Below are 11,802 nucleotides of genomic sequence, written 5' to 3'. Positions count from 1 at the left end.
CGGGCGGTGACGTGCACCGCCCGGCCCCGCCGGACCGTTTCCGCAGACCGGCCCGTTTCGGCGTTGCTGCTTCCGGCTACTCGGTGACCTCGTGCCCGTGGCCGTCGTGGAGGCCGCCGCCGCTGCCCGCGTTGCCGCCGGTCGGCTGCGAGACCACCGGGCGCGACAGCGGCGCCAGGTCGTGGGCGTAGTGGCCGACCGCGTCCGCGATCACGTCCACGTTGACGTCCAGGGCCTTCTGGTCGATGTTGGACAGGTCGTCACCCGCGGCGTGGTAGTTCGGGTCGTAGGCCTTGCCGGCCTCGCCGCCGAACTTCGCCGCCTGCGCCGCGGTCTTGATGCCCTCGGCGCCGGTGAAGGTGCCGCCCGAGGGGATGCCGACCTCGATGAACGGGCCGTAGTCGGAGCGGCCGGTGAAGTCCGTGCCCTCGTGCGGGATGTTCTTCGAGTCCAGGAAGTCCGTGATGCCCCGCTCCAGCTGGGCGGAGCCCTCCGGGCCCGGGCCGGCGCCGACGCCGTCGGAGTCGTCGCCGTCGTAGACGAAGTAGGCCGCGTTCGGCGAGCCGATCATGTCGAAGTTGAGGTACAGCTTGATCTGCTTCTTCTGCGCCTCGGTCAGGCCGCCGACGTACGCCTCGGAGCCGAGCAGGCCGAACTCCTCGGCCGACCACCAGGCGAACTTCACCTTGTTCTTGACCTTGTTCTGGCTGCTCGCCAGGCGCTGCGCCACCTGGAGGATGCCCGCGGAGCCCGAGCCGTTGTCGTTGATGCCGGGGCCGGCCGCGACCGAGTCCAGGTGCGCGCCGAGGAAGACGGTGTTGTTCTCGTCGCCGCCCTTCGTCTCCGCGATGACGTTGAACGTCTTGCGCTGCTCGCGCAGCTCGCGGATGTCCAGGGTGACCTCGACCGGGCCGGCCGCGGCCTCGGCGGCGAGCTTCTCGCCGTCCGCCTGCGTGACGCCGCCGGTCGGGATCTTCCCGGCGGCCGGGTCGCCGAGGGTGCCGTTGAGGGCCCCGTCGGTGTTGTTGTAGATGACCGCGCCGACCGCGCCGGCCGCCGCCGCGTTGGCCTGCTTCACCGCGAAGGTGCAGCCGCCGCGCTTGACCAGGGCGATCTTCCCGGTGAAGGTGCCCGCCGCGAAGTCCCCGGGCTCGCAGCCGTTGGTGCCGTCGGCGTCGACGGGCGCCGCGGCGAGCTGCGCCGTGACGCCGCCCTCGGGGCCGCTCGCGGTGTACGTCATCAGGTGGATGGGCACGTCGCGGCCGTTCGCGCCGTTCACCTTCAGGGATTCCGCGACCGTCTCGACGTACGTGAACTCGAACTCGTTGCGCGAGACGTTGTAGCCGGCGTTCCGGAGCACCGATTCCACGTACTGGGCGGACTGCACGTGGCCCTTGGAGCCGGCCACGCGGTTGCCGCTGTTGTAGTCGGCGATCGACTGGAAGACCTTCAGGTGGTTGTAGGCGCCCTTGCCGGTCGAGTCCTTGACCAGCTTCCTGGCCAGGGCGTCGGCCCGGGCGGCGTCGCTCTGCGGGCTGGTCGCCCCGGCCGGGCCGGCCAGGAGCAGGGGGGAGGCGAGGGCGGCGGCAGCCAGGGCGGCGGTCGCGGCAGCTATACGGCGTGACGGCATGAAGGTCCTTCCACGACGGGTGCGAGCGGACACACGGAAGCGAAACGCGCTACGTGGGGGGAGTGGTGGACGCACGTTATAGACGGGGAGGCGGATCTGGCCAGAGTTTTCACTGATTCCGGTTTGTGAATTCCATATATCGGTACATCCGTATGGTTCGAAACCGGCCGTCTCTACCGCAGGACGCCCTCGATGAAGTCGGGTCCGATCCGGGCAACCGCCCCCAGATCCAACTGGTGCTGGGCATAGCGCCCCTGACGGCGCGTATGCAGCAGACCCGCCTTCTTCAGGGCCGAAAGGTGGCGGGACACCTCCGGAGGGGTGATTCCGTGGACCCGCGCCAGCTCGCTCGTCGTGTACGGGGCCCGGGCCAGGCTCCGGCACAGCATCATCCGCATGGGGTGCGCCAGTGCCTCCATTCGGCGCACGAGCGTCTCGACCGAGCCGGGGGAGGGGAGTTCGGGCCGGCGCACCGGGTAGTGGACCACCGGCCGCCAGCCGGGGGCGTGCAGCACGAGCAGGTGCGGCCAGCCGAAGTGCGTGGGGACGAACACCAGTCCGGGGCCCATTCGGGGGTCGGTCGCGGTCGCGGTGCCGTGCACCATCTTGTCCGCGGTGATGACGGTCCGCCCCGGATCGACGCTCAGGGCCCCGGAGACCTCCTCCAGCGCGGCCGCCAGCCCCTTGCGGCGCAGCACCTCCGCCTTGTGCCGGGCGTCCGCGGCCTGCTCCGGCTCCACCCGGCGCCACGTCTGCGCGAAGAACGCCTCGTCGCAGTCCTCCAGCAGCCGCCGCAGCCACACCCGCACGGCCGCGGTGTCGTCCAGCAGCCGCAGCGAGAACTCCAGCCGGCCGGGCCCGCGCGCCGCGGCCGTCTCCAGCACCCTGGCCCGCGCCCCCGCGTCGGTCAGCGGGGACGGCCCGCCGCCCTCGTTGTACAGCGCCAGCCAGCAGTGCTCCAGGGCTGCCATGACGAACCGCTCGTCGTCCAGCCGGTCGAGGACGTCGAGTTCCTCGGCGAGCGTCGCCGCGGGCAGGCCGCAGCCGCCGGGGATCCCCGCGAACGCCATGAATATGTCGGAGAACGAGCTGCGCCACATGAAGTCGCCCTCCAGCAGCCGGTCCGCGATGCACGGGTCGAGGCCGGCGGTCGTGGCGGCGGTCCAGGAGGCCAGCTCCGGGTGGTGGGCGGGCTGGGACAGCGCGTGCAGGGCCATGCACAGCTCGGCGAGCGGGGACGGCGCGAACGCGATGCGGTCGTCGGGGAGGCCCGCGATGTCGATGGTGACGCTCATCGGCCCATTCTGGCCTTCAACCGCCCCTGACCAGGCAGGACCCCGGTCGATTGACGGCGCTTGCCAATCGTCGTGCGGTCCGGCCCCGGCGGGTCCAGGGTGGAGGGATGACAGCGATCGAGCAGTACCTCATCGACACGTACCGGGCGGCCAGGCACCAGGACGCCCCGCCCCCGCCGCCGGGCCGCCACGACGTGGCCGCCGTGCGCGCGGCCCGTACGTACGCACAGTTCCGGGCGGTCGTCGACGGCCGAGCGGCCGGACACCCCTGGCGCGCGGCCGTCCGCCGCCTGCTGACCCGCCCGCGGCCCTGCTGACGGCGGGGCCGCGGGCCGGGCCCGCGGTCGCCGGGCGCGTCAGCCGAAGTTCGGCGCGTTGCGCTCGTAGACCAGGCGAAGCCCCACCAGCGTGAGCCACGGCTGGTGGTCGTCGATCACCGAGGACTCGCCCAGCACCATCGGCGCCAGGCCGCCGGTCGCGATCACGCGCACGTCGTCCGGGTCGCCGTGCGGGCCGGCCAGCTCGCGGGCCATCCGGGTCACGACCCCGTCCACCTGGCCCGCGAACCCGTACACCACGCCCGACTGCATCGCCTCGACGGTGGACTTGCCGATCACGTGCCGCGGTCGGGCCAGCTCGATCTTGCGGAGCTGCGCGCCGCGCACGCCGAGCGCCTCCATCGAGATCTCAATGCCGGGGGCGATCACCCCGCCCACGTACTCGCCGCGGGCGGACACCGCGTCGAAGGTGGTCGCGGTGCCGAAGTCCACCACGATCGCGGGGCCGCCGTACAGCTCGACGGCCGCGACCGCGTTGATGATGCGGTCCGCCCCGACCTCCTTGGGGTTGTCCATCAGGATCGGCACGCCCGTCTTGATGCCGGGCTCGACCAGCACCGCCGGGACGTCGCCGTAGTAGCGGCGGGTCACCTCGCGCAGCTCGTGCAGCACCGACGGCACCGTCGAGCAGATCGCGATGCCGTGGATGCCGTCGCCGAGCTCGCTGCCCAGCATCGGATGCGTGCCCATCAGGCCCTGCATCAGGACGGCCATCTCGTCGGCCGTGCGGCGCGGGTCGGTGGAGATCCGCCAGTGCTCGACGATCTCCTCCCCGTCGAAGAGGCCGAGCACCGTGTGGGTGTTGCCCACGTCGATGGTGAGCAGCACCGGTTACACCGCCTCGCGCAGGTCGAGGCCGATGTCGAGGATGGGCGAGGAGTGGGTCAGCGCGCCCACCGCGAGGTAGTCGACGCCCGTCTCGGCGTAGGCGCGGGCGGTGTCCAGGGTGAGCCGGCCGGAGGACTCCAGGACGGCGCGGCCGGCCACGAGGGTGACGGCCTCCTCCGTCTCGGGCACCGTGAAGTTGTCCAGCAGGATCAGGTCGGCCCCCGCGTCGAGGACCTCGCGGACCTGGTGCATCGTGTCGACCTCGACCTCGATCGGCACCTCCGGGAACGCCTCGCGCACGGCCCGGAACGCCTCCGCCACGCCGCCCGCGGCGACGACGTGGTTGTCCTTGACCAGCGCGGCGTCCGACAGCGACATGCGGTGGTTGACGCCGCCGCCGCAGCGGACCGCGTACTTCTCCAGGGAGCGCAGGCCCGGCGTCGTCTTGCGGGTGTCGCGGACCTTCGCCTTCGTGCCCTGGAGGACGTCCGCCCAGCGGCGGGTGGCCGTCGCGATGCCGGACAGCCGGCACACGATGTTCAGGGCGCTGCGCTCGGCCGTCAGCAGGTCCCGGGTGCGGGCCCGCACCGACAGCAGCACGTCGCCCTTCTTCACCGCGTCGCCGTCCTCGGCGTGCCGTTCGACCTCGAAGGACTCGGTGCAGACGACGGAGAAGACCGCCTCGGCGATCCGCAGGCCGGCCACGACGCCGTCCTCGCGGGCGACGAAGTCGGCCACGGCCTCGGCGTCCTCGGGCACGGTCGCGACCGTGGTGACGTCCTCGCCGCCGTCGAGGTCCTCGGCCAGCGCCATGTGGGCGATGTCCTCGACCTCGACGGGGTCCAGCCCGGCGTCGGCCAGCAGCTGGGCGAGCGCCGGGTCCAGGCCGCTCTCCTCGCCGTCGCCGCAGCCGCAGCCGTCGCCGCAGCCGCCTTCGTTCTGCTCGATCAGGGGGAGTTCGGGGGTGCTCACGTTGACTGCTCCTGGCTCAGGGGGTGCTGTACGGACGGGAAGTCCGCGGAGTCGGTGGTGGTGACGACCAGGGCCCGCTTCTCGGTGGCGGACAGCCTGACGACGAGGTGGCGGCGCCAGGCGGCGTCGTCGCGGTCGGGGAAGTCCTCGCGCCAGTGGCAGCCGCGGGTCTCCTCGCGCCGCAGCGCGGCGGCGACCAGGACCCGGGCCACGCACAGCAGGTTCGTGGCCTCCCAGGTCTCGGTCCCCGGCACGGCGGTCTTGCCGTCGGCCTCCTGGGCCGACAGCGCGGCCGCGTACAGGTCCTCCAGGGCGGCGGCCGCCCGGCGCAGCGACGCGGCGGAGCGGAGCACGCCCGCCCCCTCGGTCATGATGCGCTGGACCTCCTGGCGCGCCTCGGCGGGCTGGAGCGGGCCGGTGGAGGGGACCGGGATGCCCGGGCCGGTGCCGGCGGGCCGCGTACGGGCGATGTCCTCGGCGATCCGCTCGGCGAAGACCAGGCCCTCCAGCAGCGAGTTCGAGGCCAGCCGGTTCGCGCCGTGGACGCCGGTGCAGGCGACCTCGCCGCACGCGTACAGGCCGGGCACCGTGGTCCGGCCGTGCAGGTCGGTGCGGACGCCGCCGGAGGCGTAGTGCGCTGCGGGCGCGACCGGGATCGGCTCCGTCACCGGGTCGATGCCGTGGGCGCGGCAGGCGGCGAGGATCGTCGGGAAGCGCTGCTCCCACATCCCTGCGCCGAAGTGCCGGGCGTCCAGGTACATGTGCTGCGCGCCCTGCTCCTGCATGCGGCGCATGATGCCCTTGGCGACGATGTCGCGGGGCGCGAGCTCGGCCAGCTCGTGCGCGCCGACCATGAAGCGGACGCCGTCGGCGTCGACGAGGTGCGCGCCCTCGCCGCGAACCGCTTCCGAGACGAGCGGCTGCTGGCCCTCGGCGTCGGGCCCGAGGAACAGCACCGTCGGGTGGAACTGGACGAACTCCAGGTCGGAGACCTCCGCCCCGGCGCGCAGTGCGAGCGCGACGCCGTCACCGGTGGACACCGACGGGTTGGTGGTCGCGGAGAACACCTGGCCCATGCCGCCGGTCGCGAGGATCACGGCGGGTGCGTGGACGGCGCCGACGCCGTCGTGCTGGCCCTCGCCCATGACGTGCAGGGTGACGCCTGCGGTGCGGCCCTCGGCGTCCTGGAGCAGGTCCAGGACCAGGGCGTTCTCGACGGTGCGGATCCCCGCGGCGTGCACGGCCTCGACGAGCGCCCGGGAGATCTCCGCCCCCGTGGCGTCGCCGCCGGCGTGCGCGATGCGGCGCCGGTGGTGGCCGCCCTCGCGGGTCAGCTCGATCTCGCCGGTCTCCGCGGACGTGTCGAAGCGGGCCCCGGAGGCGATCAGGCGCCGCACGGCGTCCGGCCCCTCGGTGACCAGCAGCCGCACCGCCTCCCCGTCGCACAGTCCGGCGCCCGCGACGAGGGTGTCGTCCAGGTGCTGCTCGGGGGTGTCGCCCTCGCCGAGGGCGGCCGCGATGCCGCCCTGGGCCCACCGGGTGGAGCCGTCGTCCAGCCGGGCCTTGGTGACGACGACGGTGCTGCGGCCCGCGGCGGCGCAGCGCAGTGCGGCGGTCAGGCCGGCCACGCCGGAGCCGACGACCACGACGTCGGCGTCGAGGGCCCAGCCGGGTGCGGGCGCGTGCAGCCGTATGCCGGTGCCTGCGGCGGCTGCGCCAGGGGTGCTCACGAGTGTGCTCCGAACTCCAAGGGGATGTTGTCGATCAGCCGGGTGGCGCCGACCTTCGCGGCGACGGCCAGCACGGCCCGCCCGGTGAAGTCCGGGCCGACGTCGGTGAAGTCCTCCGGGTCGACCAGGGCCAGGTAGTCCAGCACCAGCGGCGGATCCAGCCGCCCGGCCTCCTCCAGCACGTGCAGCGACGCGGCGCGGACGGCGTCGGGCAGGCCCGTCCCCGCGGCGGACACGGCGTGCGCGTCGGCGGAGGCCCTGATCTCCCCGAGCCGGGCGAGGGCGGTGGCCCGCTCGTCGCTGGCGGGGGAGGCCTCGGCGCGGGCGCGCAGCGCGGCCTGCGCGGCGAGCCGGTCGCGGCCCGCGAACAGGGCCCGGGACAGGGCGAGCGCGGTGCGCCGCTCGGCCGTGTTCAGGTAGCGGTTGCGGGAGGACAGGGCGAGCCCGTCCTCCTCGCGGACGGTCGGCACGCCGACGATCTCGACGGGGAAGTTCAGGTCGGTCGCCATCCGCCGGATCAGGGCGAGCTGCTGGGCGTCCTTCTGGCCGAAGAAGGCCAGGTCGGGGCGGGTGAGGTGGAGCAGCTTGGCGACGACGGTGAGCATCCCGTCGAAGTGCCCGGGCCGGGTGGCGCCCTCCAGCCGCGCGCCCATGGGCCCGGAGCTGATCCGGACCTGCGGCGCGCCGCCGGGGTAGACCTCCTCCACGGCCGGGGCGAACACGGCGTCGGCGCCGGCCTCCCGGGCCAGGACGAGGTCGGCCTCCAGGGTGCGCGGGTAGCGGTCGAGGTCCTCGTTCGCCCCGAACTGCAGCGGGTTGACGAAGACGGTGACGACGACCTGCCCCTCGGGCCCGGCCTGCTCGCGCGCGGTGCGGACCAGGGTCGCGTGGCCCTCGTGCAGGGCGCCCATCGTCATGACGACGGCCCGCGGGCCGGAGCCCGCCCGCGGCAGCTTGGCCAGCTCCTCGGCGGTGTCGATCAGCAGCAGGTCGCGGCTCACCGGCCGTCGCTCCCTTCGGCGCCGCCCGCGGCGTCGGCGCTGTCCGCGAGGACCCCCAGCAGGTCCTCGGCGAGTTCGGGCTTGAGCAGTCCGTGCGCCAGCGCCCGGTCGGCCGTCGTACGCGCCATCGCCAGGTATCCGGCGACCGTGCCCGGGGCGTGCTTGCGCAGCTCGGACACGTGCGCGGCGACCGTGCCGGCGTCGCCGCGGGCCACCGGCCCGGTCAGCGCGGCGTCCCCGGAGCGCAGGGCGTTGTCCAGGGCGGCGCCCAGCAGCGGGCCGAGCATCCGGTCCGGGTGCTCCACCCCGGCCTTGCGCAGCAGCTCCATCGCCTGCGCGACCAGCGTGACCAGGTGGTTCGCGCCGAGGGCCAGGCCCGCGTGGTACAGCGGGCGCGCCTCCTCCGCGATCCACTCCGGCTCGCCTCCCATCTCGATGACCAGCGCCTCCGCTGCGAGCCGCAGCTCCTCGGGGGCCGTGACGCCGAAGGAGCAGCCGGCGAGCCGCTGGACGTCGACTTCGGTGCCGGTGAAGGTCATCGCCGGGTGGAGGGCCAGCGGGAGCGCGCCGGCGCGGCGCGCCGGGTCCAGGGCGGCGGCCCCGTACCGGCCCGAGGTGTGCACGAGCAGCTGCCCGGGCCGGACCGCGCCGGTCTCGGCGAGGCCCTGCACCAGCCCGGGCAGGGCGTCGTCGGGAACGGTCAGCAGCACCAGGTCGGCCAGCTCCAGCACCCGCGCGGGCGGGACGAGCGGCACGCCGGGCAGCATCCGCTCCGCGCGGCGGCGGGACGTTTCGGAGACGCCGGAGACGGCGACGGGCCGGTGGCCGGCCAGCCGCAGGGCGCAGGCCAGCGCGGGGCCGACGCGGCCGGCCCCGACGACGCCGACGGACAGCCGGGCGGGCCGGGCGGACGGATCCGGGGGTTCCGTCGGATGGGGTGCGTTCACGCGGGAAGGGCCTTCCGTTCCAGTCCGCGGGGGGTACCGGACGATACGCCGCCATGCTAGCCCCTGGCCGCCGGGCGCGATCAGGGATGATCTGGGCCATGACGGATGACATCGAGCGGGCGAACCGGCTGGTGGCGGCCGCCCGCACCGCGCGGCGCACGCTGTGGCGCGGCGCGCGGGAGGCCACGGTCGGCGAGCTGCTCGCCGGCCTGGCCGCCCCCGACCCCGACGAGCCGGCGGACCTGTACGGCGACGGGGCCGTCGCCCGCCTGGAAGAGCGCGTGGCACAGCTGCTCGGCATGGAGGCCGCCGCGTTCTTCCCCTCCGGGACCATGGCCCAGCAGATCGCCCTGCGCTGCTGGGCCGGCCGCACCGGCAGCCCGGTCGTGGCCCTGCACCCGATGAGCCACCCCGAGGTGTGGGAGGGCGGCGCCCTGTCGCTGGTCTCCGGGCTGCGCACGGTCCACCCGACGCGGGAGCCGCGCCAGCCGACCGCCGAGGAGGTCGCCGGGCTGGCCGAGCCGTTCGGGACGCTGGTGCTGGAGCTGCCGCTGCGCGACGCGGGCTTCCTGCTGCCGTCCTGGGAGGAGCTGGAAGAGCTCGTCGACGCGGCGAGGGAGCGGGACGCGGTGGTCCACTTCGACGGGGCCCGGCTGTGGGAGTCCACCGTCCGCTTCGGGCGGCCGCTGCCCGAGATCGCCGGGCTCGCCGACTCCGTCTACGTGTCCTTCTACAAGTCGCTCGGCGGCCTCGGCGGGGCCGCACTCGCCGGGCCGGCCGCGCTGGTGGAGGAGGCCCGGGTGTGGCGCCACCGCTACGGAGGCCAGGTCTTCCGGCAGTTCCCGCAGGCCCTGTCCGCGCTCGCCGGACTGGAGGGGGAGCTGCCCCGGCTGCCGGAGTACGTCGCCCACGCGCGGACCGTCGCGCAGGCCCTGCGGGAGGGCTTCGCCGCCGCCGGGACGCCCTGGTTCCGGATCCACCCGGAGGAGCCGCACACCCACCAGTTCCAGGTGTGGCTGCCGTACGAGGCGGACCTCCTGACCGACGCGGGGATCCGGCTGGCGGAGGAGACCGGCACGATGCTGTTCCGCAGCTGGTCGCCGGGGCCCGTGCCCGGCCTGTCCGTGACGGAGGCGGAGGTGGGCGCACCCGGCCTGGAGTGGAGCGCCGACGACGTCGTCCGCGCCGTGGCCGCCTTCGCCACCCGCCTGGAACCGGCCACGACGCACCGAATTCGGCCGAAGTAGCCGAACGCGGCCCGCCCCGGAGTTACCGTCCCACCACGGGAAGTACCAGCCCGTCCCTCGGAGGAGAGACCACATGACCGCTCACCCCGCCTGGCAGAAGTCCTCGTACTGCGGCGACGGCGATGCCTGCGTCTACGTGTCCGCCGCCCCCGGCCACCTCGTGCGCGTCGCCGACCTGAGCGACCCGGCGCACCTCGTCCTGGCCACCACGCAGGCCGCGTGGGCCGATTTCCTGCGGGCCGTCAAGGAGCACGGCTGACGCAGGGCCGCCGCCCGGGGGCCGCGGGCCCCCGCCCCGCCGCCGCGCCGCAAACGCGACGATCAGGGGATTTTGTCCGATTAGCGCGTATCTTCGGCCCATGCCCACGCCCTACGGAACCCGCGGCGGCATGGCGTTCAGCGCCGCCGAGGTGCGCGTGCTCAGGCGCACCCTCGCCCGTGCCCTCCAGCCCTCACCGGCCCCGCCGACGGCCGCCGAGGTCCAGGACTGCCTGCACCTCGCGCAGGCGGTGGACGACGCGGTCCGGGAGGCGGGCCGGCTCAGAGCGTTCCTCCTCGCCGACCTCGACCGCTACCGCAGAGCCCTTCCCGGCAGCCGCTCCGGCTACCTGGAACTCCTCGCGGACGCCCTCGCCGCCGGCTGCGAGCCGCTCCCGGAGGACCTGGACGCCCTGCGCGGCCTGCGCCCGCACCCGGCCGCCGAGTCCCTGCTGGAGCGGATCCGCACCGCGGCCGAGCGCCCCCGGCACCGCCGCCGCCCGGTCGTCGGGCCGCCGCGCACCCGGCTCCTGGCACTGGCCGGCGGCCGGGAGGGCGGCGGCCAGGAGCCGCCGCGGCCCAAGCCCGGCCCGAAGGAGCCGGGCCGGCCCCAGCGGCCCGCGGAGCGCCCGGGCGAGCGGCCCGCGGAGCGCCCGGGCGAGCGGCCCGCGGAGCGCCCGGGCGAGCGGCCCGCGCAGCGGCCCGTACCGACACCGGGCGAGGTGTTCCCGCCGCGCCGCAGGCCGACCCCGCCCCCCGCGGCGGACCTGGCCGCCGGGTAGCTACGCTGGGGGGCATGGACTACGTTTCCGCGCTCCTTCCCCCCGTCGTCATGGCCGCGTTCTTCATCGCCCTCGTCGTGACGATCGTGAAGAGCCAGGGCGGCGCCAACAAGGCGAAGGAGGACGCGGCCGTCGACGCCGCGCTCTCCCGCGCCGAGTCCGCCCGGCAGTCGCAGCCCTGACGGGCCGAGCACCACCAGGGCGTACGGCCTTCCGGCCGTGCGCCCGATTTTTGCGCCTTTTCCGCGCGCATGGCCGGGCAATTCCGTACATTCCGCACTATCGTGCAGGTGTGCCCCGGCCCCTGGGAGAACTCGAAGACGCCGTCATGACGCGGGTGTGGCAGTGGAACCGCCCCGTCACGGTGCGGGAAGTCCTGGAGGACCTCCAGCAGGAACGGTCCATCGCCTACACCACGGTCATGACCGTCATGGACAACCTCCACCAGAAGGGCTGGGTCCGCCGCGAGTCCGAGGGCCGCGCCTACCGGTACACGGCCGTCTCCACGCGGGCCGCCTACTCCGCCGCCCTCATGAACGAGGCCTGGGCGACCAGCGACAGCCCGGCCGCCGCCCTGGTCGCCTTCTTCGGCATGATGTCCGCCGAGCAGCGAGAGGCGCTCCGCGACGCCATCCGCATCGTCCAGCACGACGACGAGGCGGCCGCGGACCCCGCCCCGGAGGCCCCGGCCGCCGCCGCCGGGCCGCCCCCGCAGGAGCCGCCCGCCGGGGAGGGCTCCGCCGGGCAGGCCCCCGCACCGGGGCGATAGCGTCC

General features: G+C 74.7%; 13 protein-coding genes. 6 read left to right on the top strand and 7 right to left on the bottom strand.

Going from position 1 to position 11,802, the window contains the following annotated elements; genetic code table 11:
• Positions 1 to 76 precede the first annotated feature (76 nt).
• Together IE170_RS23165 and IE170_RS23160 are read right to left on the bottom strand one after the other, a co-directional pair.
• A complete protein-coding gene (locus IE170_RS23165) occupies positions 77 to 1,630 on the bottom strand; it encodes a M28 family metallopeptidase (protein ID WP_189811378.1) in 1,554 nt (517 codons plus the stop codon).
• Positions 1,631 to 1,803: 173 nt separating this feature from the next.
• Positions 1,804 to 2,925, bottom strand: a complete 1,122-nt coding sequence (locus tag IE170_RS23160; protein WP_189811377.1) for a DUF5937 family protein — start codon at positions 2,923 to 2,925, stop codon at positions 1,804 to 1,806.
• Between the two features lie 107 nt (positions 2,926 to 3,032).
• Between IE170_RS23160 and IE170_RS23155 the strand changes: the two genes are divergently transcribed.
• Positions 3,033 to 3,242 (top strand): hypothetical protein, encoded by a 210-nt coding sequence (locus IE170_RS23155; RefSeq protein ID WP_189811376.1) that lies wholly within the window; start codon positions 3,033 to 3,035, stop codon positions 3,240 to 3,242.
• 39 nt (positions 3,243 to 3,281) lie between these two features.
• On the opposite strand, the gene IE170_RS23150 is transcribed toward IE170_RS23155, so the two are convergent.
• From IE170_RS23150 to IE170_RS23130, 5 genes are read right to left on the bottom strand one after another with little or no spacing between them, the layout of a single operon-like run.
• A complete protein-coding gene (locus IE170_RS23150; RefSeq protein ID WP_114053567.1) occupies positions 3,282 to 4,091 on the bottom strand; it encodes a type III pantothenate kinase in 810 nt (269 codons plus the stop codon).
• A 3-nt stretch (positions 4,092 to 4,094) separates the two neighbouring features.
• Positions 4,095 to 5,063: a carboxylating nicotinate-nucleotide diphosphorylase gene (gene nadC, locus IE170_RS23145; protein ID WP_189811375.1), complete on the bottom strand. Its 969-nt coding sequence runs from the start codon at positions 5,061 to 5,063 to the stop codon at positions 4,095 to 4,097.
• Complete coding sequence (locus IE170_RS23140; protein WP_189811374.1) at positions 5,060 to 6,793, bottom strand: L-aspartate oxidase; 1,734 nt, start codon at positions 6,791 to 6,793, stop codon at positions 5,060 to 5,062. Before IE170_RS23140 ends, nadC begins: the two co-directional genes overlap by 4 nt.
• Positions 6,790 to 7,794 carry a pantoate--beta-alanine ligase gene (panC, locus tag IE170_RS23135; protein WP_189811373.1) on the bottom strand — a complete coding sequence of 335 codons (1,005 nt, stop codon included), beginning with the start codon at positions 7,792 to 7,794 and terminating at the stop codon, positions 6,790 to 6,792. Before panC ends, IE170_RS23140 begins: the two co-directional genes overlap by 4 nt.
• Positions 7,791 to 8,741, bottom strand: coding sequence for a Rossmann-like and DUF2520 domain-containing protein (locus IE170_RS23130; RefSeq protein ID WP_189811372.1), 951 nt, complete (start codon positions 8,739 to 8,741; stop codon positions 7,791 to 7,793). The genes panC and IE170_RS23130 overlap by 4 nt, the downstream gene beginning before the upstream one ends.
• A 98-nt stretch (positions 8,742 to 8,839) precedes the next feature.
• Between IE170_RS23130 and IE170_RS23125 the strand changes: the two genes are divergently transcribed.
• The 5 genes from IE170_RS23125 to IE170_RS23105 all read left to right on the top strand — a co-directional run bounded on the left by IE170_RS23125 (position 8,840) and on the right by IE170_RS23105 (position 11,797).
• Positions 8,840 to 9,988, top strand: a complete 1,149-nt coding sequence (locus IE170_RS23125; RefSeq protein WP_189811371.1) for a threonine aldolase family protein — start codon at positions 8,840 to 8,842, stop codon at positions 9,986 to 9,988.
• A 73-nt stretch (positions 9,989 to 10,061) separates the two neighbouring features.
• Positions 10,062 to 10,247, top strand: coding sequence for a DUF397 domain-containing protein (locus IE170_RS23120; RefSeq protein WP_114053572.1), 186 nt, complete (start codon positions 10,062 to 10,064; stop codon positions 10,245 to 10,247).
• 100 nt (positions 10,248 to 10,347) lie between these two features.
• A complete protein-coding gene (locus tag IE170_RS23115) occupies positions 10,348 to 11,028 on the top strand; it encodes a serine/threonine-protein kinase (protein WP_189811370.1) in 681 nt (226 codons plus the stop codon).
• A gap of 14 nt (positions 11,029 to 11,042) precedes the next feature.
• Positions 11,043 to 11,210, top strand: a complete 168-nt coding sequence (locus IE170_RS23110; protein WP_185902668.1) for a hypothetical protein — start codon at positions 11,043 to 11,045, stop codon at positions 11,208 to 11,210.
• A gap of 110 nt (positions 11,211 to 11,320) precedes the next feature.
• Positions 11,321 to 11,797, top strand: a complete 477-nt coding sequence (locus tag IE170_RS23105) for a BlaI/MecI/CopY family transcriptional regulator (RefSeq protein ID WP_229885092.1) — start codon at positions 11,321 to 11,323, stop codon at positions 11,795 to 11,797.
• Positions 11,798 to 11,802: the final 5 nt, after the last annotated feature.

It is taken from the genome of Streptomyces toxytricini, assembly GCF_014649915.1.
GTDB lineage: Bacteria > Actinomycetota > Actinomycetes > Streptomycetales > Streptomycetaceae > Streptomyces > Streptomyces toxytricini.
The sequence above is the reverse complement of the archived record's forward strand: the minus strand, read 5'-3'. Positions and strand labels throughout refer to the sequence as shown.

What these genes read in the sequence shown, in the direction of transcription:
- IE170_RS23165 (WP_189811378.1), bottom strand. Translation starts at nt 1,630, where the DNA reads ATGCCGTCACGCCGTATAGCTGCCGCGACCGCCGCCCTGGCTGCCGCC.
- IE170_RS23160 (WP_189811377.1), bottom strand. Translation starts at nt 2,925, where the DNA reads ATGAGCGTCACCATCGACATCGCGGGCCTCCCCGACGACCGCATCGCG.
- IE170_RS23155 (WP_189811376.1), top strand. Translation starts at nt 3,033, where the DNA reads ATGACAGCGATCGAGCAGTACCTCATCGACACGTACCGGGCGGCCAGG.
- IE170_RS23125 (WP_189811371.1), top strand. Translation starts at nt 8,840, where the DNA reads ATGACGGATGACATCGAGCGGGCGAACCGGCTGGTGGCGGCCGCCCGC.
- IE170_RS23120 (WP_114053572.1), top strand. Translation starts at nt 10,062, where the DNA reads ATGACCGCTCACCCCGCCTGGCAGAAGTCCTCGTACTGCGGCGACGGC.
- IE170_RS23115 (WP_189811370.1), top strand. Translation starts at nt 10,348, where the DNA reads ATGCCCACGCCCTACGGAACCCGCGGCGGCATGGCGTTCAGCGCCGCC.
- IE170_RS23110 (WP_185902668.1), top strand. Translation starts at nt 11,043, where the DNA reads ATGGACTACGTTTCCGCGCTCCTTCCCCCCGTCGTCATGGCCGCGTTC.